Genomic DNA, 23,404 nt, shown 5'->3' with positions numbered 1-23,404 from the left:
TTATGATTCATTTAATTCAGTAAGCTCCATCCAGCGCATGCTTTTTGCATCCAGTTTCTTATTCAGCGCATCAATTTCAGCCAGTATCTCATTCAGTTTTTCCGGAGCTATGCCCGTAGTATTTAGCTGTTCGGTTTTATCCTTTATCTGAATTTCTATAACTTGTATTTCTGCTTCTGTTGTTTCCAGTTCCTTTGCTTCCTTAAAGCTTAATTTGCTTTTTTTAGGAGTAGCGGATGGAGTGGGAGCAACAGGGGCAGGCTTTTTAGCTTGTTGTTTCTCTTCTTCCAGATCAATGCGATAAGAGGAATAGTTACCATTATATATACGTACATGACCACCATCTTCCATAATGAATAGCTGATCGGTTAGCTTATCTAATAAATACCTATCGTGCGATACGATCATTAATACACCGGTATAATTGGTTAAAAACTCTTCCAATACATTCAGGGTATCAATATCCAGGTCATTAGTAGGCTCATCCAGTATCAGGAAATTGGGATTCTTCATCAATATACTCATCAACTGCAGCCTTTTCTTTTCGCCACCGCTCAGCTTAGATATAAAACCATACTGTTTAGCAGGAGGGAAGAGGAATAAAGTAAGCAGGGCCGAAGCGGATATAGTTTTACCATCAGCCATAGTAATAAACTCCGCAACGTTTTTTACAATATCAATTACGCGCTCATCTTCTTTAAACTTAATACCCGACTGATGAAAGTAACCCAGTACCGTGGTTTCTCCCTTTACTACAGTTCCTTTGTCGGGTTGCAAACCACCAGTTATGAGGTTAAGCAATGTAGATTTACCACTGCCATTACGACCAGCCAAACCAATACGGTCGCCTTTTTTAAATATATAGCTAAAATCCTTAATAAAAGTACGGTCGCTGAATGACTTATAAAGATGTTCCATCTCCATGATCTTGTTACCCTGGCGTGCTGTTTTTACACTCAATTCAACCTTTTCGCGTATACCACCGCTTTTGGTTTTCTCTTCCAGATCATAATAGGCATCAATACGAGCTTTTGATTTTGTTCCGCGGGCTTGTGGCTGCCTGCGCATCCATTCCAGCTCCTTCCGCAGCAGGTTGCTGTTTTTTTGGAATGTGGCTTCGTCCGCCGCATCACGTTCGGCTTTCTTTTCCAGATAGTATCCATAGCTGCCATTATAAGGCTGTATTTTACCACGGTCAATCTCTAATATCTCATTACATACATTATCCAGGAAATACCTATCGTGTGTAACCATCAATATAGTTTTGTTGCCTTCGGTCAGTAATTTCTCCAGCCATTCTATGGTATCAATATCTAAATGGTTGGTAGGCTCATCTAAAATATAAATGTCAGGGTCTTCAATTAACAGCTTAGCCAAAGCCAAACGTTTCTTTTGTCCGCCAGATAGGGTATTGATCTTTTGGTTTAGGTGATGAATATCCAGTCGGCCTAAAATAGTTTTGATCTTATATTCATATTCCCAGGCATCCACATCACTCATCTCCTCCATCACTTTTTCAATGGCCTTGGAATTATCGGGCTCATTTTCCAAAAGCTCTTCATATTTACGGATTAGTTGCTGCTGTACATCATCAGCATGAAAAATATAATCGCTGATGGTTACCGCGTCTTTAAAACCAGGGTCCTGTTCCAGGTAGCCCATGTTCAAGTCACGGCTTTGCACCACTTTACCTTCGGTTGGTTTTAAATGGCCCGCCAGTAATTTAAGCAGGGTAGATTTGCCCGCCCCATTAACACCAACCAGCGCAACCCTGCGGCCGCGGTTTATACCGATGGTTATATTTTTAAAAAGCCAGTTGTCATGAAACTGATGACCAAGATTTTCTGCCGAAATGTAAGTACTCACTATAGTTGTTTTATTTTGTCAGACTCATATATAAATAAGCCTGTGTTAATTTGCATTGATTGTTTGTACATCGCTCCCGCCACGGTTGACGCAGGTATACTTTTGTATTTTTTTAACCCGCCAAACAATAACGGATCTATTATTTTAAACAGTGTGGTTACTATTTTCTCTTCTACCCGTTTTTCGGTTCTATTACCTGTTAACAAGGATGGGCGATAAATATGTAAGGTCGCAAAGCCCACCCGTTGTATATCAGCTTCTGTTTCGCCTTTGATTTTAATATAAAAGGTTGATGAAGCAGCATTGGCACCTACAGCTGATACCAGGTGATATTGTTCTACCCCGTTTTTATGTGCTAATTGCGCAAGGATCAAAGGGTAATCATGATCAATTTTGCGATAAACAGCTCTATCAGGAGTTTTATGCCTGGTTGTGCCCAGGCAGCAAAATATAACATGGCCCGTCAGCTGATCGGCATAAGCCTCCAGCCGATCAAAATCCACTATCAATTGAGTCAGTTTAGGATGCCGGATAGCTAATTCTTTTCTAACCAGAATTAAAACTTCATCATAAAAACTTTCCTGGAGTAAAATATCTAATAAATTACTGCCAATTAGTCCGCTTGAACCTGCAATAATAGCCTTATTTGACATCGTCTGCACAATTTTTTGCAAAAGTACGCATAAATAAATTGTGGAATAAAAATTGTATGTTTAAACATATAAATAGGAGAACATCATGAAAACAATATTTTATCCCGAAAATGAACGTGGAAAAAATAACCTGGGTTGGTTAAAGGCCAACTTTTCATTCAGCTTTGCATCATATTATGACCCTAACAAAGTTAATTTTGGTGTATTACGAGTATTGAATGATGATATTATTGCTGGTGGTACCGGCTTTGGTACCCATCCGCATGATAACATGGAGATCATTACCATACCATTGGAAGGAGGATTGGAGCATAAAGACAGCATGGGCAATACCGGTGTGATCAGAGCGGGTGAGGTACAGGTGATGTCGGCGGGAACCGGGGTTTACCATTCGGAATATAACGCCTCACGTACAGAAGATGCTAAAACCTTGCAGATATGGCTTTTCCCTAAAGAGCGTGATATACAACCACGCTATGATCAAAAGGATTTTAAGCCACTTTTAAAAACAAATGAACTCACTACGCTTATATCACCGGTAAAGAGTCCGGATACCCTGTGGTTAAACCAGGATGCTACCTTTAGCATGGGTAATTTTGAAGCAGGTACACACATAAACTATGATATAAAGACCTCTGGAAATGGGGCTTATGTGTTTGTTATTGATGGCTCTGTTAAAATAAACAGTACGGTTTTAAACAAAAGAGATGCCCTGGGTGTTTATGATACCAGTTCATTTACAATTGAACCCGAAGAATTTTCCCGTTTCCTGATTATTGATATACCAATGTCATAAACCTGCAAGCCGAACCTAAAGGTTAATTTTCTTGAACTGCAAACAAAAGGATAAAAAGTTGTTTTATCCCTTACACATTAGTTGAACGTAACTTATGGCAGAACAAGCAATTACCGGATGGAGAAGATGGGCAGAAGGCATTGGCGAGCAATGCGTTTTCTTTGCCAGGTTTTTCAAGAATATATTTGCCGGCGGCTTTGAGTGGTCGGAATTTGTACGGCAATGTTATGAAATTGGTTACCGCTCCATGATGCTTGTGGGCATTACCTCCTTTATCATGGGGCTGGTTTTAATTGTACAGCTCAGGCCGTCGTTAGTTGACCTTGGCGCGGCCAGCATGTTGCCAAAAACCCTTACGGTATCTTTCATCCGCGAAATAGGGCCTGTTATTACCGCTATCATCTGTGCGGGTAAAATAGCATCAAGTATTGGCGCCGAGCTTGGGAGTATGAAGGTTACCGAACAAATAGATGCCATGGAAGTGTCGGGAGCCAATCCACTGCAATATCTCGTTGTTACGCGTATTTTGGCAACCAGCCTCATGGTACCACTGCTTTCTATTATTGGTGATGCTATAGGCTTATTCGGGGGCTTTATCGCTTTAAATATTACCGATAGTATAAGTTTTTCCCTGTATTTTAATAAATGTATCTCCTCCCTTGATTTTTCAGACCTGTTACCTGCTGTTGTAAAAACCATATTTTTTGGTTTTGCTATAGGTTTTGTTGGCTGTTATAAGGGCTATCATTCTAATAAGGGCACCGAGAGTGTAGGTATTGCTGCCAACTCGGCTGTGGTTACCGCCTCCCTGTGGATATTTGTTATTGATGCTATCGCCGTTCAGATCACCAGTTTATTATTTTACCATTGATATGAAAGCAGCAGGTGAAAATAGTGAAACGAAGAAACCGGACTTAACAAAAAAAGCGGAGGTGGTTATACATGCCAAAGGTATAGCTAAAGCCTTTGGTGATCATGAAGTACTCAAGAATATCAGCTTTGACCTGAAAAGAGGAGAGAATATGGTGGTTTTAGGAAAATCAGGCACGGGAAAATCTGTAACAATTGAATGCATTGTGGGTATGCTTAAACCCGATGCAGGCACTTTAACTGTTTTGGGTGAAAACGTAGCTGAAATGGGAGACGAAGACCTGAAGCAATTGCGGATGAAAATTGGATTTTTATTCCAGAGTGGGGCCTTATATGATTCCATGACCGTAAGGGAGAACCTGGAATTTCCATTAACCCGTGTGCTAAAGCTTAATGATCAGCAAGAGATAGATAAACGGGTAGAGGAGGTATTGGATGGTGTTGGTTTGCTGGATGCTATTGATAAAATGCCCTCAGACTTGTCTGGTGGTATGCGCAAAAGAGTAGGCCTGGCCAGAACGCTTATTGTAAAACCCGAAATTATGCTGTATGATGAACCAACCACCGGGCTTGATCCGATTACGTCCCGGGAGATTAGCGAGTTGATACTCAACATGCAGAAAAAATATAAAACATCATCTATCATTATCACGCATGATATGGAATGTGCAAGGATCACGGCTGACCGTATTGTGGTGATGGATGATGGCGAATATATAGCCGAAGGTTCTTACAAAGAGCTGCAAAAATCGGATAACAAAATGGTACGATCATTTTTTAACGAAACGACATGAAAACCACATCATCACAAAAAATAAAAATAGGCCTCTTCACCTTCGCCGGGTTGCTGGTGCTGGTATTGGGTATATTTTTTATAGGCAGTCAAAAAAGCCTGTTTAATTCTACATTTAATGTATATGGCACTTTCAAAAATGTGAGCGGCTTGCAAGTAGGTAATAATGTGCGCTTTGCAGGGATCAATGTTGGTGTAGTACAATCAATTAACATTATAACCGATAGTTCGGTAAGGGTTGACCTGACGCTGAACAACAGCGTTAAGAAGTTTATTAAAACAGACGCGAAACTGAGCATTGGCAGTGATGGATTAATGGGGGATAAGCTGGTGGTGATAGCACCAGGAGGCATAACAAGTCATCAAGAGGTACAACCAGGGGGACGTTTGGGCTCTATAAACCCGGTTGACGTAGACAAAATAATAACTAAGCTTACCCGTGTTGCTGATAACGCAGAAGTGTTAACAACAGACCTATCACAGATAGTTGGAAAAATCAATAGCGGAAAAGGGAGTATAGGTCGTTTACTGAATAACGATAATATGGCTAAAAACATCGAAAGCACTGTTAAGCAGGCACAAACTACTATGAAAAAGGTGCATACCACCACTAATACCCTTAATGAGGATCTGAAAGCGGCGCAGCATAATTTTTTACTCAGGGGCTTTTTTAATAAAAAGAAGAAAGCCGCGAAGGCTAAACAGGATTCTATAAAAAAAGTACAGGAACAGGCTCAAAAAGACAAAGAAAAAGCCGCAAAGGAAAAAGATGATAAAGGAAATTAACAAAAACATTAACTGATATATTTGCAATATTTTTCGCGGGCAAACCAACTAATTACAACTATGCAGAATAATATACACAAACACTATACATTAAGCCCTAAAAAATGGGCATGTATGGTGAACAAAATGAACAAAAAAGCCTCTGGAGTGTCTTCAGAGGCTTTTGCTTATTTAAAAGGTAAGATCTTAGTTCAAATATTTAGTGATATCCGGGGATAATGGGGTGGTTTGTGACCTGAAGCGATGTATCAGTTTACCATTTTCATCGATCAGGAATTTTTCAAAGTTCCACTTGATATCACCTGTAAAATCGGGGTTTGGTGCTGTAGTCAAGTATTGAAACAATGGGTCAATATCCAAACCTAAAACGCTAACTTTTCCGCTCATTGGGAAGGTTACCGAGAAGTTTTCTTTGCAAAAGGTTTTGATATCCTGATTGGTACCAGGTTCCTGACCACCAAAATTATTAGCCGGGAAACCCACAACTACCAACTTATCTTTGTATTGTTCAGATAATTTTTCCAGATCTGTATATTGCTTAGTAAAGCCGCATTTTGAGGCCGTATTTACAATTAAAACCTTTTTGCCTTTGTATTTGGCCAGGGTAAAATCTTTACCATCAATACTTTTCAGCTTAAACTCATACACGGATGAGGGCGCTGTGATAAAAAGGAAAGCGAATATTAAAGTAAGTAATTTCATTGTTTTTATAATTGATGTGAGACAAATTTCTTTGAGTAAAATTAACTATTAAAAATTTCTTTTAGCCAAATACTCATCTTCTTTTTGTGTCATTTTCTTCTTTGTAACAACAGTTTTATCTGTGTAGCCCAACAGATGTAAAGCGCCATGGATAATTACACGGTGCAGCTCATCAATTTCGGGTATATTGAATTTGGCGGCGTTTTCGCGTATGCGTTCGACAGAAATAAAAATATCACCTACAATATCCCCCTCAACTTCCGAATTATCAAAGGTAATAATGTCTGTATAGGTATCATGATCAAGATATTGCTGGTTCATCGGCAGTAAGTAGGCGTCTGAACAGAAGACATAGGTAAGCTCTTTCAATTTAAAACCCTCGGCGATGATGGTATCTTTGATCCATTGGCGCACAAGGGTTTTATTTTTAAGTTTATAGCTGATGTCTTCTTCAAAAAACTGAATAGCGGGCATTATATTTTAAAATGTAGTTCGATAGTGTTGCCCGATGCATTAAAAATGCATTGATCGGCCAGGTGCTTGATGATAAAAACGCCTCTACCAGTCAAATTCTCCAGATTTTCGGGAGAGGTTGGATCGGCCAGGTTGGCATAATCAAAACCCTGCCCTTCGTCCGTAACGGTCCATATTATACGCTTGGGGCCTACTTCGGCGTTAATGATTACCTTTTTCGTTTCGTCGAGCTTATTACCATGAATAATGGCATTTATGGCGGCCTCGTTAAGGCAGGTCATCATGTTAGCGAAGGTATCCTCGGCTACATGATATTTATCAGCAATTTCTTCAATCAGCTGCTCGAGTTGCGCTATACTTTCCGTTTTTGACGGTAGTTGTAACGTAAACAATTCGCTGCTGGTATGAACATTTGCCTGTTCCATGTTATTTGGCATTAAGTTGATCAAAGTAAGATTTTATTTTTTGTTTATAATACAAATTAAGTGCCGGAGACACCGTTTTTATTTGCTCCGTTTGTTTGCTCTTTTGTTGCTGGTATCCCTGCAGTGCTTTTATATAACCAGGAGGTATATCCTTACCGGCATGGCTTTCTCTTTGCTGATCCTGTTCCCGTTCCTGTTCTGCCTTTTCAGCCTCCAATAGCCGGCTCCGGATTTGTTCCTGTCTTTTTAATGCTTCATCTGTAATCTTCCTGTTTACGAGATCATGCTCAGTTTGTTCCATTTCTTTAGAAATTTTATCCAAATTTCCTAAACCACTTTTTCCATCCTTATTCTGTTCACGATTTATCTCTTCCAAAGACTCCCTGATCATTTGTTGCTGGCGGGCCATCCGGGCTAACTGTTCGCTCATATTACCCTGTTTTCCCTGTGAGCTTTTACCCTGGTTGCCCTGCTGCTGCATCTGTTCGCGTGCCTTTTGCATATTTTGATTCAGCTGTTCCTGCATTTTTGCCAGTTGCGATACAGATTGCTTTTTACCCTTACCTTTTCCGCCTTTATTCATCTGTTTTTGCAATTGCTCCAGGGCCTCGCTGAGCATCAGGGCCAGATTGTTCATAGCCGTCATGGCGTATTGCTGATGGCGGTTGGCTTCGGCTGTGCGGCGGTCGCCCAGGTTATCCAGAGCCTGGTCGATATGGCTGTTAATACCACTGATCTCCTGGTTTACGGTTGATTGTATTTGCGGGATGCGCCTGCTGATGGCATAAAGACTATCTTCGGCCGTTTTCAGGTTATCTTTAATATCTTTTTGTTTTTGAGAGAGCGTAATGTAAGAGGGATCGGTAGGATTGGTACCTTTTAGGGTTTGCATCACCTTTTCCTGATTGAAAGAGCTGTTCACCAGGCTTTTTAAAAGTTCACGCAATTGCTGGGCATCAATGGCATTTTCTTTACTTTCACCTTCTTCATTATCCTGGGATAGCTTGCTCGCTAACTGCTGCATTTGTTTGGCAGCTTGTTTTTGCGATTTTGACGCGCCATCTTTATTGTTTTTTTGCAACTCACCGGCACTTTGATCCATTTGTTGGTCAATGCTTTGTGTTTCTTTTTCAGGGTTCTGAAAATCCTGTTTGTGTTCTGCCTGTTCGTTGGTTTTCTGCAAATCTTCCAGGCCCTTTTTGATGTCCTGAAAATCTTTTTTCAGGTTTTCCTGTTCCTGTTGCAATGCCTTTTGATCGGCTCCCTGTTGTTTGGTTTTGTCAGACAGCTGTTGCTCCTTATTGGCCAGTTTATTCAACTGGTCAACGCTTTGATTCAGTTTTTGATCAAACTCCAGCTTTTTATAAAGCTCCAGCATACGATCAAGCTCTTTTTTGAGCGATTTATTATCCATCTGCATTTTTGATAACTCATCGCGCGTCGCATCCTTTTGTTCCTGGTCTAAAAGCTTTTGCAGGTTTTGCAATAGTTCTTTTGTTTTTTGATCAAGCACATTATTAAACAGGTCTTCAATTTGCTTTTGCTTAGCCAATAGCTCCTCGTTCTGTTGCTGGGTTTCTTTGCGGTTATAGAGGTTTTTCCGGTTCTCGTCTTTTATTTCTTTGACTAGATCTTCCAGGTCGTGGCGTTTCTGCAACAGATCTTCTACCTGTTTTTTTTCATCAAAGGAGAGGGTATTTTTATTCAGCAGTAATTGATTGAGTTTTTGTGAATCATGCTCAACCTGACCGGCTAATTTTATAGCCGACTGCATTTTTTGCTTTACCGCCTGGGTGCCGGCATTCAACTGTTCATTAATGGCTTTGGCATCGGGCAAATTAAGCGTGCGTTCAGCGGTGCGTGCCCTTTTAGGCCCGTTTACACCATCGTTATCAGCAACCTCAAAAAAGTAACTTACACGGGCTCCCGGCGCTATACCTAACTCCTTCAAATTCCAGAAGTAAAAGAAGTCTGATTGTGTTTGGTTCATCGCAGCATCAATTCGTTTGATAAACGTTTTTTGAGGGCCCTTATTATTAGCCGATTGTACGCTATAATGAAAGTTTAGTGATGAAAAACCGTGATCATCCTGAATCTTTCCGTTGAAATACAGGGCATTAATACTTACCGAATCAGATTTTTCCTGCACGGTAATGGTTGGCGATTCGTCAGCTATTACATTGATATGATAAGCAGAGGAGTCGCTATGACTAACCAGCGGGTTTATGGGATTAAGTTTATAAACCGTGCTTTTAAAAACCTTTTCATTATATTCAAACAGATCGGGTCCTGTTGATTTGGCGCTATGTTTAACGCCGTTTAAGTAAAATTGCAAACCGGAAGCATGTTGTGTGTGCAGGAGCCAATTCACCGCGGTACCTTCAGGAATTACCAGGTCGCCGGCATTAAGTAATTTCTCATTTTTTTTATGCAAATAGGCGGGATAGCTCAATTCTACATCAAAATGCAGCAGGGCCGGTTTCTGGTTTACACGTATTTCATAAGGAACTGAAGCAAAGCCATTCCCCAGCAGGCGGAACGTTGTGTTTTGTTGCAGATTGCTGAACAGGTAATGAAACTTACTGATGTTTTCTTTATCGAGCTTAAACGTATTGTTAGCCGTTTCTATATAAACATCGGCAGGCAGCCTGTCACCATCGAGTTTAAGATCAAGTTTAAGGTCATCTCCCTGTACAACGGACAGGGTTTTGTTCAGAACATGGAAACGAAAAGGAGCTATCGGGGCAAAGTATTCATTGTGCCTGATGAGCCGTTTGGTACTTTCAGTTAATATAGATGGAGCGGCAAAAGCAAGTACGATGATCACCGCTGCAGGAGCCAGCACCCACTTTAAGTATTTATTGTTCTCCCGGATATTGATTGCTGAAGGGAAGCTTACGGGTTTAAGGGCCTCTATCTTTTGATCGATACTGGCTTCAATAAGGGCGCGATGTTTTTCGTCGGCAGCGGCCAGTTTTTTAAGTTGCAGGGTATTCAGTAATTTATCATTAACATCATGAAAATGTTTACCGATGATCTCGGCTGCTTCATCATGGCTTAGCGAATGACCCAGTTTGAGCCAGGAAAGGAATGGCGGTAAAATGAGCCAGCATACCAGCCCGATGTTGAGGAGTATGAAAAAGTAAAACAGGATGCTGCGGAAAACGATATTAAAATTGCCAAAATATTCGCTCAGCGTAATAACTACATAGGCAGTAAACAGGCCGGCGCCCAGAAAGATTAGCCCCCGCAAAAAATTATTAAAATAGTACTTCCGGATAAAGATGTTGATCTTATCAATAAGTGCTTCATAATTTTCGGCAGAATTCATATAGTGATGCAAAAATTCTCAACACAATATTAAACGAAAAAATAGAAGAATATATATAATACACTAATTAAGTTAATCTCAGAAGGAATAATAAACAATATGAATAATTTAAATTTAAGCGACTGCTTCAGAATGAGGGTACATTATTATATAGAGAAGGCGTGTCGTATTTGTTTGGGATTCATATTACTTGAAGCGGGCACGCCAATAACCTATTCAATATGGTTGTAATAACTTAATTATCAGTGTTGTAATTATCATTAAAGTTTGTAAATTACTTTATCAAAAACCAATTAAAATTATATGCCAAAGTATGTTATTGAAAGGGAAATCCCCGGGGCGGGAAATCTTTCAGATGAACAATTAAAGGCCATTTCGCAAACCTCCTGTGGGGTATTAAGCAAAATGGGGCCGCAAATACAGTGGGTTAATAGTTATGTAACTACTGATAAAATATATTGTGTTTATATAGCGCCAAATGAGGAGATGATCAGGGAACATGCCAGTCAGGGTGGGTTCCCGGCAAATTCAATCAGTGAGATCTCAAGGATCATTGACCCAACAACGGCAGAATAAAACCAGAATAAGGTTATTATAGATTTAAAAATCATAGTATATATTTGCACTCCAATCACTCGGGATGTAGCGTAGCCCGGTATCGCGCCACATTTGGGATGTGGAGGCCGCAGGTTCGAATCCTGCCATCCCGACGAAAGCGATACCGGGGATGATAAAAGCCTACAAAATAAACTTTTGTAGGCTTTTATGTTGTTATTGAATAATTGACTGTAAAAAACCTGTTGTAATTAAGCATCTTGCCGATAACGTTGTAACTTACTTTACATTAACCCAAAATCGTATTATGTTTTCAAAATTTCATACGCCATTAATTTTAGGCTCCCTTTTGTTATGTGTAACCACAACCGCTATAGCACAAACCGGCGAGCCGGTAGAAAAAAACAAAGCCAATAGTAATTACAAACCAGCCTTTGCCGGACAAACGCGCATTGGAAGCGTTAAAACTAAAACCCCGTACACGGTTACAATAATCAGCACCGAATTAAAGGGCCCATGGGGCATCCATGTTTTACCCGATGGCCGATTACTGATCAGTAGTAAACCCGGAACTATGCAGATAGTAAAGACCGACGGTAAAATCGATAAAACCATCACTGGTTTCCCCGAGGTACAATTTGCCGGCCAGGGTGGTTTGCTTGATGTAAACATCGACCCGGATTTTATAAAAAACCGCATGATTTACTGGACCTATGCCCAACCGGGTGATGGAGCTACTCTGGCGGTAGCTAAGGGTAAATTATCAGCTGATGAAACCAAACTTGAAAATGTGAAGGTGATATTTGAAGCTTCACCACGGTACAAAGGTGCCGGCCAGTTTGGCTCGCGTTTATTGTTTGATAAACAGGGGAATATTTTTGTAAGTACCGGCGATCGGATGGCCGATGATATACGCGTGAAGGCGCAGGACCTAAGCGCCACCACAGGGAAGATCATTCATATCACCAAAGATGGTAAACCGGTTGCTGGTAACCCGTTTATTGGCAAAGCTGATGCTAAACCCGAAATATATGCCCTGGGTTTTCGTAACCCGGATGGGTTTTCCATAAACCCGGTTACTGGTGGCCTTTGGGAGGCCGAGTTTGGTCCCCGTGGAGGAGACGAGATCAATTTGATCAAACCCGGTGGTAATTATGGCTGGCCATACGTTACCTATGGCATCGAATATAGCGGACAAAAAGTCTACGATGGCATTCAGCAAAAAAAAGGAACCATACAACCGGTTTACTATTGGGACCCGGTTATTTCGCCCGGTTGCATGATGTTTTATACCGGTAATATTGCCGAGTGGAAAAACAACCTGTTTGTAGGAGCACTGAGCGGACAACACATCATTCGCCTGGTAATTAAAAATGACAAAGTAGTAGGCGAAGAACGTTTGCTGGCCGATAAAAACGAACGCTGGCGCTGCATGGCTACCGGTAAAGACGGTGCTATTTACGCCGCAACCGACGCTGGTAAATTATATAAGATAGCTAAGCGATAATATTATAATTGCGATATGAAAAACGCGCCGGAGCCTTGCCCCGACGCGTTTGTTTTTTTAAGCACACTCAATCCTGCGGAGAAGCAATTTTACTTAACCAATTCCCCCTGCAACACAACCTTGTTATTTCCATAATTAAAGCTGTACTCCACATCGGCATTTAATTGCTGGTCGTTGAAATGACAGGTGATCATTTCTGTATGCGGGCTTTCAATATAGCGTAGCTTCAATTGCAATGTCTGGTTGTCATTCCAACCATAACTGCCCTCCACTTTGTAAGGTACCAATAATGAAAAATCTTCCCTGGCTCCGGTAACCAATCCAGGACCCTGCATATCCGTTTTGCCCGGCAACCATTTGCCGGGTTCAAAATTAAGCGCATAACTGGCCGAATCCTTTTTCAGGGTCACATGGCAAACATTATTGGTTATATTAAAAGCAATTGACCTGATATGCAGCGCATTTGGCTGAATGGAAAAGGTTTTGGTGAAGGTGCTGTTGGTATGGTTGCTGGTATTAGTCGCGGGCGGTAAACTTAAAGCTAATAAATGTTTTTCGAGCTTAACATCATTGGCCTTGTTAAGTGGCAAAGCTTTTGGGTGCATGGCCGGCAGTAAATATTTCCAGACCAGGTTAAGTTCGCCCTGCATATCGCCTGTTTCTGAGGTGATGGCAATTACTGCATCCTGATCGGGCATCACAATGATATACTGCCCAAATGCACCGTCGGCGCGGAAGGCGTTATGACGACAGCGCCAGAATTGATAACAATAACCCTGCATCCAGTCGCTCGAATCTCTTTTGCTTTGGGCGATGCCTGGCGCCTGATCAATTTTAAAGGTAGTAGCCTCTTCAATCCATTCCTTTGGCAATAATTGTTTTCCGTTCCACATGCCCTTTTGCAGGTAAAACTGGCCCATTTTAGCCAGATCTTCGGTTTTTACACGCAACCCCCAGCCACCGGTATTAATGCCCTGCTTATTAATTTCCCAATCCATACCTTTTATTCCCAGCGGATCAAATAGACGAGGTTTAAGATAATCAACTTCTTTTTGCCCGGTTATTTTTTGTACAATAGCCGATAGCATAAACGTAGCCATGGAGTTGTATAAAAACTGACTACCGGGTTTATGCGCTATAGGCAATGCCAGGAAAGCCTTAACCCAATTATCCTCTTTGGATGCGACGGCAAAAGTAGGGTCGACGGCCTGGCCAACACTCATAGTTAAAAGATCTTTTACCGTAAGGGCTGCAAGGTAAGGCGGTATAGAATCCGGCAAGCTGCCGGCAAAAAAAGAGACCACCTTGTCGTTTACCGACAAGCGTTTTTCACTAACCGCAAAGCCGATAGCGGTAGAAGTAAAGCTTTTGCTGCAGCTGTAAAGGCTATGTCTTAACGTCGGCTGATATGGATTCCACCAGCCTTGAGCTATTATTTTGCCATGCCGCAAAAACATAAAACTATGAAACTCGTGATTGCTTTGTGCTGCCGCATTCAGAAAACTGTCAATCCCGGCTGCCGAAACACCCTCTGCCTCGGGTATGCTGATAGGGAAGGGGCTTGTTTTTTGAGCGTAAAGCGTACTGCTGAAAAACAAAAAGCATAAAATTACGGCAAACAACTGCTTTTTGCAGTACCCAGACCATGATCTTACAATAATTTGCTTAGGCGGTAAATGATGAATAGGCATTCCGGTAATTTTGAAGGTTTATAATTAAAACTAAAATAAGCTTTTTTAGGGATTATAATCTTTGTGCGGATAAAGTTATTCAGGTGAAGTTTAGCGATACCCCTTTTTAGTAAAAATATGTAGTAAGCCAAAACCAACATTGAACAATCTCAATTCAGAAAATAGCACATCTGTATAATAAAGAGTAATCTTGATATCTTTGAATCAATGCAATGTTTTTTCAACAAGCTGTATCTCAATGAAAACTCTTAGTCCATTAACTTGTAAAGTAATAGCATATCAAATATTACCAGCTTTCAATAAAGATGAGGTAGTAGATTGGGCATATGAAATGATCGCGCTTGGATGGGAAACAGACCATTTATTGATACTAGCAGGTTTAACCAAACCAGTAAACTATTTTGAAATAGTGAGCTATTTAAAAGCAGCAATAAATGAACTTAATCTGTCTTCGAAGGAAGGAGTTGAGGGGATTATTAGTTATAGCAGCTATTATGTCAGGCAATTGGAACAGGGTATAAAAATCAAAGAAAACCTTAATGCCCTTAGTGATTTCGTTATATCTGTAGATTATCATTCTGCGATCTGCGACTTTTACAGTTTGTATTGGGCCTGGAACGATTTAAAATATGATGAAATACAGTGGTATTGGGATGGAGCAACAAGAGACAATATAGAACAGATTGTTATTAATACAGCAAAGGATTGGTTAATAGAGAATGAAAGCACATTAAATGCGATATTTAATTAGGCGCTTCAGGAATTATTTATGAAATAGAAAGTAAGGAATGAATTATTAGACAAAGGTACATTTATAACTATAGTAGCGTACAAGAGTTTCCGGCATAAACGCACATAGCCAGTACACAACCTATTTATTCCTTTTCCATCTTGCACTTGATTGATATAACCGTATAGGGACATCATAATTCATTTCACTCACTTAATCAAAATCATTATGGAACCCTTTACAATTACAGACACATGATTATATTTGCATCAACGTGTACTACCACGTCAAAAAAGATCATTAACAACTTAAAGGTTAACCAAGCAATTAATTTGTAATACTTGCTCAGTACACTGTAAACGATGTTTTTGAGTTAGAATCAACCATTTCGGGATGTAGCGTAGCCCGGTATCGCGCCAGCATGGGGTGCTGGAGGTCGTGGGTTCGAATCCCGCCATCCCGACGAAAAAGAAAAAGCCTTGGTTATTAGTAATCAAGGCTTTTTCTTTTTTCGAAAGATTAAATGATCAGGTGTTTAACTTATTTAGAACCGCCAAACAGACTCGTCAGCTTTCCTAATATACCGCCGCCGCCTTCTGCGCCATCACCGCCTCCGTGGAAAAGATTAAGGGCATCGCTCATATCAAATTTGCCATCAGCGCCCCCTAATGAGCCCAGGATGCTTTGAATGTCAAAGGAGCTATCGCCGGCATCGTTTGTTTTGTTGGCCAGTTGCCCTAAAACCTGCGGTATCAGGCTGGTTGCTGTTGATTGAGCAGCAGCGCCGTCAACTCCATAATTATTTTGCAGCTTACCGCTAAACTGTTGTATAATTTGACTAACAATAGGGTTATTGGCTAAATCGCCGCCACCACCTTTGAGTAACGATAACACCCCGGATAAGCCACCGCCACCGGAGGATAAATGGCTTCCCAATACATCCATTATGGATGAGGAAGCGTCCTGTACGGCGGCTTCGTTGTGTTCATTTGGAATTTGAGGGTTATTGGTAATTGCATCTCCTGCATTTTGTGTCACCAACTGAAGTAGGTTCTCTAACATGTTTTTCTGTTTTAAGGATATAATTGATTTATAATATACGATTTAATCTTAGGAGAGTAAATAAAGATACACAACGCATCTTTATCAAAAAAGGAAAAAGAGGCGATCCGCACAAATCATTATCAATAAAAGTTCATAAGAATAACCAAACTACCCTTGACAGGCAGGGAAATTTAAAAACTACAATCGGCAGCAGGGTGTATATTTTCTTTATCAAAGGCAATAGTGGCATCCCCGTTTTTAAATGTCACTACCCAGATGCTGTCATAATCATTATCGGGCCATTTTAAATCATGGTCTTTTACACCTAAAGCCCTCACAATAGGCACAATATTGTTATGTTCCCAAACCACCAGTGTAGTTCCGGTTCTGCTTTTAAGATCGGCTGCCATGCCTAATGAATCCTTTTCTTGCCGGCTGCTATTAATTGTGAGGTTGTACTTTGCCGCTAAAGGAATAATGGTTTGAAACATCCGGGAATGTTTGGTGGCATCTCCTAAATCCATAGCAGGGACAAAAATATAAGCAGGGATCCCAAATTTAGAGGTAATAACAGCCGGAAGTTTTAATGATCTGTTCACTCCCTGGCAGGTTAGGTTATCGCCCTTTACCGGTTTTTCGGCGTGGCGTATAAATACAATCTTTAAGTTGGGGGATTGAGCAGCTGTGGTTGATACCATAAACCATACGCAAACCAACAGCAGGGACCCGCTTTTAATAAGTAATTTCATTTTGATGGGGGATTATAAAGGGATAGCCGAATTTAAATTCAGCTATCCCTGAAAATTATTAGTGTTGGTTGCCAGTACCGTTTAGTTGGTAGCAACCCAGATCAGCGCCTGGTGGGGTAGGATCAGAGAGTCCGTAAATTTTATCCAGCGGAACAGTGATTAGGGGTTTTATACTGGTGTTTCCTTTTCCAATTAGCGGAGAACTTGCCTGCAAATGGAAATTAAAATTTCCAACGGCGCTATATTGTGAAAGAGCATGACCTGTTGTAGGTAAGGGAAAATTCAAAAACGCTGGATTGTTTTTCTGAACTACATCGCTGCCATCATAAATAGAGCCCAACTGATAATTAGTGGGGAGATATTTTGCTGAAGAAGTGATGGATGGGATATCAGTAGTTTGTGGCTGGGTGATGTAACCGGTTGGGTAAAACTGGTTTGCCACGCTCAATGAATCGGCCCATTGATAGTTATTGCCGTAAGAAAGATGTGCCACATCGGCAACCGGATTGCCTACTACCCGGTAACCAAACCGGCAGTTTATAGCTACGTTATTATAGTACATGCCCGCAGCACCTTCCTCGTAATTGATACAACCCCCACGACCGCTTTGTTGTTGTCGGTATCCTCCGCTTACAAAGGTGTTATTATACATCACCAGGTTAGTTTGCGGTGCGCCAATCGCCTGCCCTTTATTTGATGCTTTTTGGCCGTTTGTTGCTGTCCCTACAAAAAGATTATAGGCCATTGTGCCTACGGTACCGCCCTTGGCATTTAAACAATCACCACCATTAACCCCGTTCTTTTCAAAGGTGCTGCGGAAAATGGCAACTTTACCTGCCGATATCCGGATGGGATCATCTACGCCACCATACAACCAGGAATCTTCCATGATAAAACTCCCTTTATAGTTGGCAAATAAAATACTGTATTGGTTACCGGAGCCTGAACTGGCAAGCTTAGATGTTGCGTCGCCCTCGGTTAAACCAGCGTATTCCACATGAGTCCAGCGTAATACCATCAGATTACAGGTTGGACCGCCAATAATACCTTTCCATTTGCCGGAGTAAGCAGGATCTGCAGTGGGGGCAACGCCACCAGGTGCATCATTTTTGGTTATTCCGGGGATGGTTATCCAGTTAGGCTGATTTTTGGAGCCGTTACTAACCAAAGTTCCTAAAACAATCAAACTGCTGCCGGCGCCCATATTTAAAGTTACACCGGGTTGCATCAATAAGGTATCTAAAGGATTAATAACCAGATCGCAGCCCGCCTGTACGGTGTAAGTTTTACCGCTGAGCATAGTGCCTTTTACCGGGCTAACCGTGCTGCCACCACTACATGAGAGCGGGGCTTTATCGCTTACCGGGTTAGCAGCGGGTGGGGTATAGTTGTAAATCTCAGTATGTTCACCTTTCCATTTTTGACAACCGGAAACGGATGCCAATAATATCAGTGAGATGATGGGGATTATATATTTTTTCATCGTTATAGTTTATTAGTTGTTAGAATTTATACCTGAACCCGCCAAGGAATAGCGTTTTGTAGTAATCGCTTTGCACTAAAGTTTGAGCAGCTATATCCTGTTTACCCAGAAACTCCTGCAACTGCGACTTAATTTTATCATGCGGATATTTCAGATATATCTTGGCAGCGGCATTAGTGATATTATTAACCTTGCCATAAAGAGAGAAGTGTTTAAACAATGTTTTTTCAAAAGAAAAATCTAACTGTCCATAAGCGTGCTGGTAAAAGTCAAGATTGGCGTATGCGGAAACCTGTGCGAGGCGTTCGCCGGTATACACAAAAGCCAGCTGCATATCTAAGCCCAGTTTGGAGCTTTTAAATAATGCAGATGCGTTGCCCACATGATTGGCCTGACCCTGCAGCGGGCGTGTCTCACCAATAATGCTGTTCATTGGTTGCCCATTAGTCCCTGTTGGTGCATACAGGAGCTTAGGTGTAGTAACCCTGGAATGGGTATAAGTATAATTAGCTGAGAACCCGATTACACCAAAAAACTTGGTTACCAAAGCCTCAAAGCCATAATTGATAGCATTACCAGGATCATTCTGCGGCTGTATAAGCAGGTCGCTTGGCCCGGAGCCACGAACTACATAATATTCGATAGGGTTATAGATTTTTTTATAGAAAGAGCCTAATAATAATTGATCAGATCCTCCAGGGAAAAACTCATACCTCACATCATAATTATCAGCCGTAATATGCTTTAAATTCGGGTTTCCTTCCTCTTTATAATATTCCCCATCTATTTGATAAGGTACCTGTTCACCAAAGCCCGGCCGGCTGATGGATGCAAAATATGATGCCCGGATGTTCTGCTCATCAGTTAAGGCATATTTTAAGTGAACGCTTGGTAAAACATCGGTGTAAATATATTTTCCACTCCGGGCTGATACGGTAATAGGCGATTGGGTAAGGTAGGAGAGGTTGGTATTTTCGATCCTTACACCACCTAAAACCTGTAGTTTAGGAAGCAGATCAAATTTAGCTTGCAGATATTCAGCATTATCGTTTTCGGTTATATGATAATTGTTGGCTAAATTGGTGTTGCTGTTACCCGTACCATCTACAGGCGACGACATAGTGAATGGAATTGAACTGAAATTATTATTATATAATGTTGACCCTCCTTTTAGGGTATATTCCATGTAATATGCGTCCCTTATTTTATGGCGAAATAGGCCCCCGGTTGAAAACTCAACAGGTTTGCCGGCAATTTTAGGGGTATAGATCAGGTTGGCGTAACCGCTTATATCCTGATCTTTATTGTTTTCCCAATGGTGAGTTAGTACCGTATTGTTATCATATTCATTGGTAACCGCGCCAGCGCTATTGAGGGCCTTATTGGCATCGTATGAAAACTCGGTCCTGTCGGGCATATTGCGGGTAGCTCTGGAATAAACGCCATCCCAATTAAACTTCCATTCATCACCTATTAAATGTTCCCCATGCAAGGTAGAATTATAAATGCTTTGCTGGGTTAAGGTACTTCTGTTTGATAAGGTGATCTGCTTGCTAAAAGCGGTGGAGTTTAAACCTAAACCCAAAGTATCTGATGACAGGCGCGATTCGTATTCATTTTGATGGATGTACAAATTGTATAAGGAGATCTTGTTTTTATCATCAATAACGTAGTCAATTTTATTATGGATACCTAAGCGCTGCGTTTGAGTAGAATAGGTACGGTCATAAGAATCGGAAAATTGAGGACTGTTTGGCAAAGGCTGATAATCGGGCTGTGCGTTGGGGATTAACCGTTTGGAATTGGAGCCCCGATAGATATTCTGATAACTGGCCGAAACAATTACGCCCAGTTTATTATTCAGAAAACGGTCGCCAATGGTTAAACCCGCTGTCGAGCTAAATGGGGTCGACATGTTTTTATCACTGGCGATGGCTTTATTATTAAAATCACTATAAGTTGCCGCATAGCTATTGCCATTAATGCTTGCCGGCGATTGCCTGTTTAGCGAGGGACCAAACGCCACGAACGGTCGGCTGGATGAAAATAAAGTAGAAAAACCTCCAGATACATTGGCACTAAGCACAAATTGATTGGGTGCGCTTTTCATCACGAGGTTCATAACCCCACCAATGGCATCGCCCTCCATGCTGGGTGTAAGCGCTTTTATTACCTCCAGGCGGTCCAGCATTTCTGATGGGAATATGTCCATGGGTACAAAGCGATAAGCAGGATCCGGACTTGGGATCTTGATGCCGTTTACCAGTGTGGAGTTATAGCGTTGCTCCATACCGCGTATGATAGCATAACGTCCCTCGCCGCTGGGCGAGCGCAGTATGCTCACACCACTTACACGCTGCAAGGCATTGGCCACGGTTACATCGGGTAAAAGCTTGATGGTGTTTGCCGAAAGTATGTTTTGGATCATGCTGGCATTTTTCTCAATGCCCCGGGCCGCCCGGTCTGTTTCTTTATTGCCCTGGCCGGTAATTTTAACCTCGGCCACTTGGGTGCTCGCATCCTGCAGATCAATATTGATGATCTTTACTTCGTCGGTGGTACTGATACTGCCTGCATAAACCTGCGAGGGTTTATAGCCGATATAATTTACCTGTATTTGATAAGCACCGGCGCGCACATTTTTAAATATATAGGCGCCGTTCAGGTTTACGGAGGCTGTTTTATTTACGCCCTGTTGTATTAAATGTACTGTTGCTCCGGCCAGTGGCTCGCCGGTTTTATAATCATCAACTTTACCTTTTATGGTCTGTGCAACAGACGAAAAGGCAAACAGGAAGATTAAGGAAGAAAACAACAATAACCTGTTAAGGAAGTAGGAGTGTTTCATGGACTACGGATTTTTGATTTTCCGCAAAGAAACCTGTAGAATACTGGAGAAAAACTGAATAATCTACCCCAAACGGATTCAATAACCGAAACTTAACACAGACTTAATTTGCCGACTTAAATAGTTCCGATATGTCCGCTTATGTCGGTACATACTTAATGGAGCTAAATTATTCGGGAATCGTGGTTAGGCGGCCTTCCTTAATGAATTTGTAAATTGGAGTTAGTATTTAGTCAATATAGTTTATTTCTGAGGCGTTTTTCAACCCTAAATTAGGTTTAACCAATTACCAGCATTTTTCCACCATAAATGCACTTGTTCAAACCTGATTATACATGTTAAATATTGATGTTAAAGAGCTATTATTAAAAATAGCGCGTGATAGTGATCTTGCCGCTTTTCAGAAGATCTACTTTCTGTACTATGAGCGATTATTAAAACTGGCATGCTCTTTTGTAAAACTGACAGAAGTAGCCGAAGAGCTTGTTGACGATGTATTTGTAAAAGTATGGTCAAACCGTACTAAATTAAGCGAGGTAAATAATTTAACCGTTTACTTGTATGTAGCCATAAAAAACCAGGCGCTTAACTATAACCAGGCAAACCGTATTGTATGTGTTGATATCGAATCGGTGGGATTTGAATTAAAGGATATCAATAGCTCGGTTGAAGAGGTGCTGATCACGGCCGAACTCGCCAAAATTATTAATGATGCCATACAGTGCTTACCCGAACAATGTAAGATGGTATTTAAATTGGTTAAGGAAGACCGGTTGAAATACAAAAATGTTGCTGAAATTATGAACATATCTCCCAAAACGGTAGAATATCATATGGGCAATGCGCTTAAATCTGTAGCTGCAGCAATTTCAGCATCGCCGGATCATCATAAAAGAGTATTCAAAAAGGCGTCGGTGAATTAATTTAATTTTTTCACTGGGGTGTTTTCATTTTTTCCTGTCCTTGTTATTGAAGCTAAAAACAATGGACCAGGAAACTCTTTGGATACTTTTAGGAAAAAAACTCAATAATGAAGCTACCCCCGAAGAGCTTCAACAGTTGGATATATTGACTGCTCAACCCTGGGCCGATGCATACTCCATACAGGTTCTGGAAGCCTTGTGGCAACAAAACCCTGATAAGCCTCCCCGTTTTATTTCGCATAAGATACAGGAAAAGTGGGCCCGTTTGGAAAGTAAACTGGATATGGATACGCCCCAAACAGACAATTTTCAAAGCCCGGAAGACATGGTTGAGGCCCCTGCCAAAGTAAGAAGCATCTGGCATCGTTTAAGCCGCTTGTACGTTTCGGCGGCATGTTTGGTCTTTGGTTTATTGTCATTTTTTTACTGGAGAAGCTTTACCGGAAATAGTCAGGGACAAACTTACCAGATCGCGGCCCCCCTTGGCGGCATTAGTAAAATAATACTACCCGATGGCAGCAAAGTATGGCTTAATGCAGGGAGTGAAATATTTTACGGAACTAACTACGGCAATAAGTACAGGGAAATACGCTTAACCGGCGAGGCTTTTTTTGATGTGGTAAAGGATGCCGAACATCCCTTTATTGTAAATACCGCGACCATGCAGATCAAGGTATTGGGCACCGCTTTTAATGTGCGGTCATATGCCAATGATAACACCTCCGAAACATCATTGATCAGGGGCAGGATAGAGCTGACACCGGTATCAAATCCAGACCATAAGATCATATTAAAACCTTCTGAAAAGCTAACCTTACCCAACAAAAACGCGCACAATAAAAACGAAAACAATACTTTGATAACCCTGAGCTCTTTGCATCACGAGCAAAACGACTCACTACCAGCCGAAGCGCAATGGCTTGAAAATAAGCTGGTATTTGATGATGAATATTTTGATGACGTTGCCAAAAAAATGGAGCGCTGGTATGGCGTTTCTATCTCCTTTAAAAATAATGAGCTGAAGCAGAAAAAGTTTAGCGGAAAGTTTACCAAAGAGTCATTGGCTGCAGCCTTGGAAGCGCTTAAGGCTACCAGCAACTTCAGCTTTTTAATTAATAACGATAAAGTGATCATTTATTGACCGGCATATTAACCTTAAATCAAACGCGTATGATAAA

Annotated in this window: 20 protein-coding genes and 2 tRNA genes; 11 read left to right on the top strand and 11 right to left on the bottom strand. The window is 41.2% G+C overall.

Going from position 1 to position 23,404, the window contains the following annotated elements:
• On the bottom strand, positions 1 to 1,866 hold the full coding sequence (locus ACNURT_RS02545; protein WP_419700410.1) for an ABC-F family ATP-binding cassette domain-containing protein: 1,866 nt from the start codon (positions 1,864 to 1,866) through the stop codon (positions 1 to 3).
• Positions 1,866 to 2,519 carry an oxidoreductase gene (locus tag ACNURT_RS02540; protein ID WP_419700409.1) on the bottom strand — a complete coding sequence of 218 codons (654 nt, stop codon included), beginning with the start codon at positions 2,517 to 2,519 and terminating at the stop codon, positions 1,866 to 1,868. The genes ACNURT_RS02545 and ACNURT_RS02540 overlap by 1 nt, the downstream gene beginning before the upstream one ends.
• A gap of 85 nt (positions 2,520 to 2,604) precedes the next feature.
• Between ACNURT_RS02540 and ACNURT_RS02535 the strand changes: the two genes are divergently transcribed.
• The 4 genes from ACNURT_RS02535 to ACNURT_RS02520 all read left to right on the top strand — a co-directional run bounded on the left by ACNURT_RS02535 (position 2,605) and on the right by ACNURT_RS02520 (position 5,764).
• A complete protein-coding gene (locus ACNURT_RS02535) occupies positions 2,605 to 3,315 on the top strand; it encodes a pirin family protein (RefSeq protein ID WP_419700408.1) in 711 nt (236 codons plus the stop codon).
• A gap of 94 nt (positions 3,316 to 3,409) precedes the next feature.
• Positions 3,410 to 4,186 carry an MlaE family ABC transporter permease gene (locus ACNURT_RS02530; protein WP_419700407.1) on the top strand — a complete coding sequence of 259 codons (777 nt, stop codon included), beginning with the start codon at positions 3,410 to 3,412 and terminating at the stop codon, positions 4,184 to 4,186.
• A gap of 1 nt (position 4,187) precedes the next feature.
• Positions 4,188 to 4,979, top strand: coding sequence for an ABC transporter ATP-binding protein (locus ACNURT_RS02525; RefSeq protein WP_419700406.1), 792 nt, complete (start codon positions 4,188 to 4,190; stop codon positions 4,977 to 4,979).
• Positions 4,976 to 5,764, top strand: coding sequence for an MlaD family protein (locus tag ACNURT_RS02520; protein WP_419700405.1), 789 nt, complete (start codon positions 4,976 to 4,978; stop codon positions 5,762 to 5,764). Before ACNURT_RS02525 ends, ACNURT_RS02520 begins: the two co-directional genes overlap by 4 nt.
• A gap of 186 nt (positions 5,765 to 5,950) precedes the next feature.
• Here ACNURT_RS02520 and ACNURT_RS02515 read toward each other — a convergent pair whose 3' ends face one another.
• The 4 genes from ACNURT_RS02515 to ACNURT_RS02500 are packed head-to-tail and all read right to left on the bottom strand — an operon-like array spanning position 5,951 to position 10,696.
• Complete coding sequence (locus ACNURT_RS02515; protein WP_419700404.1) at positions 5,951 to 6,466, bottom strand: glutathione peroxidase; 516 nt, start codon at positions 6,464 to 6,466, stop codon at positions 5,951 to 5,953.
• Positions 6,467 to 6,514: 48 nt separating this feature from the next.
• Entirely contained in the window at positions 6,515 to 6,940 is a 426-nt protein-coding gene (gene ybeY / locus ACNURT_RS02510; RefSeq protein ID WP_419700403.1) for an rRNA maturation RNase YbeY, read from the bottom strand.
• Complete coding sequence (locus tag ACNURT_RS02505; protein WP_419700402.1) at positions 6,940 to 7,365, bottom strand: ATP-binding protein; 426 nt, start codon at positions 7,363 to 7,365, stop codon at positions 6,940 to 6,942. Before ACNURT_RS02505 ends, ybeY begins: the two co-directional genes overlap by 1 nt.
• A gap of 1 nt (position 7,366) precedes the next feature.
• The gene (locus tag ACNURT_RS02500) at positions 7,367 to 10,696 is read right to left on the bottom strand and encodes a DUF4175 family protein (RefSeq protein ID WP_419700401.1); all 3,330 of its coding nucleotides are present in this window, start codon (positions 10,694 to 10,696) and stop codon (positions 7,367 to 7,369) included.
• Between the two features lie 303 nt (positions 10,697 to 10,999).
• On the opposite strand from ACNURT_RS02500, the gene ACNURT_RS02495 reads away from it, so the two are divergent.
• The 3 genes from ACNURT_RS02495 (at position 11,000) to ACNURT_RS02485 (ending at position 12,758) form a co-directional block, all read left to right on the top strand.
• Positions 11,000 to 11,272, top strand: a complete 273-nt coding sequence (locus ACNURT_RS02495) for a DUF4242 domain-containing protein (RefSeq protein ID WP_370995826.1) — start codon at positions 11,000 to 11,002, stop codon at positions 11,270 to 11,272.
• A gap of 60 nt (positions 11,273 to 11,332) precedes the next feature.
• Positions 11,333 to 11,406, top strand: a tRNA-Pro gene (locus ACNURT_RS02490).
• A gap of 152 nt (positions 11,407 to 11,558) precedes the next feature.
• Positions 11,559 to 12,758, top strand: coding sequence for a PQQ-dependent sugar dehydrogenase (locus ACNURT_RS02485; protein ID WP_419700400.1), 1,200 nt, complete (start codon positions 11,559 to 11,561; stop codon positions 12,756 to 12,758).
• 89 nt (positions 12,759 to 12,847) lie between these two features.
• On the opposite strand, the gene ACNURT_RS02480 is transcribed toward ACNURT_RS02485, so the two are convergent.
• A complete protein-coding gene (locus tag ACNURT_RS02480) occupies positions 12,848 to 14,449 on the bottom strand; it encodes a serine hydrolase domain-containing protein (RefSeq protein WP_419700399.1) in 1,602 nt (533 codons plus the stop codon).
• Between the two features lie 238 nt (positions 14,450 to 14,687).
• On the opposite strand from ACNURT_RS02480, the gene ACNURT_RS02475 reads away from it, so the two are divergent.
• Complete coding sequence (locus ACNURT_RS02475; protein WP_419700398.1) at positions 14,688 to 15,200, top strand: hypothetical protein; 513 nt, start codon at positions 14,688 to 14,690, stop codon at positions 15,198 to 15,200.
• A 368-nt stretch (positions 15,201 to 15,568) separates the two neighbouring features.
• Positions 15,569 to 15,642 (top strand) — tRNA-Pro (locus tag ACNURT_RS02470).
• 77 nt (positions 15,643 to 15,719) lie between these two features.
• Here the strand turns inward: ACNURT_RS02470 and ACNURT_RS02465 are convergent.
• From ACNURT_RS02465 to ACNURT_RS02450, 4 genes are all read right to left on the bottom strand, one after another.
• Positions 15,720 to 16,241 (bottom strand): hypothetical protein, encoded by a 522-nt coding sequence (locus tag ACNURT_RS02465; protein WP_419700397.1) that lies wholly within the window; start codon positions 16,239 to 16,241, stop codon positions 15,720 to 15,722.
• Positions 16,242 to 16,414: 173 nt separating this feature from the next.
• Positions 16,415 to 16,972 carry a histidine phosphatase family protein gene (locus ACNURT_RS02460; protein ID WP_419700396.1) on the bottom strand — a complete coding sequence of 186 codons (558 nt, stop codon included), beginning with the start codon at positions 16,970 to 16,972 and terminating at the stop codon, positions 16,415 to 16,417.
• A 58-nt stretch (positions 16,973 to 17,030) separates the two neighbouring features.
• Entirely contained in the window at positions 17,031 to 18,455 is a 1,425-nt protein-coding gene (locus tag ACNURT_RS02455) for a hypothetical protein (protein ID WP_419700395.1), read from the bottom strand.
• A 19-nt stretch (positions 18,456 to 18,474) separates the two neighbouring features.
• Positions 18,475 to 21,303 (bottom strand): TonB-dependent receptor domain-containing protein, encoded by a 2,829-nt coding sequence (locus tag ACNURT_RS02450; RefSeq protein ID WP_419700394.1) that lies wholly within the window; start codon positions 21,301 to 21,303, stop codon positions 18,475 to 18,477.
• Between the two features lie 335 nt (positions 21,304 to 21,638).
• On the opposite strand from ACNURT_RS02450, the gene ACNURT_RS02445 reads away from it, so the two are divergent.
• A complete protein-coding gene (locus ACNURT_RS02445; protein WP_419700393.1) occupies positions 21,639 to 22,226 on the top strand; it encodes an RNA polymerase sigma-70 factor in 588 nt (195 codons plus the stop codon).
• Between the two features lie 61 nt (positions 22,227 to 22,287).
• A complete protein-coding gene (locus ACNURT_RS02440; RefSeq protein WP_419700392.1) occupies positions 22,288 to 23,367 on the top strand; it encodes a FecR family protein in 1,080 nt (359 codons plus the stop codon).
• Positions 23,368 to 23,404: the final 37 nt, after the last annotated feature.

This window comes from Mucilaginibacter sp. NFX135, assembly GCF_048565145.1.
Taxonomy (GTDB): Bacteria; Bacteroidota; Bacteroidia; order Sphingobacteriales; family Sphingobacteriaceae; genus Mucilaginibacter.
Note: the sequence above shows the minus strand (reverse complement) of the source record. Positions and strands in the feature narration are given on the sequence as shown.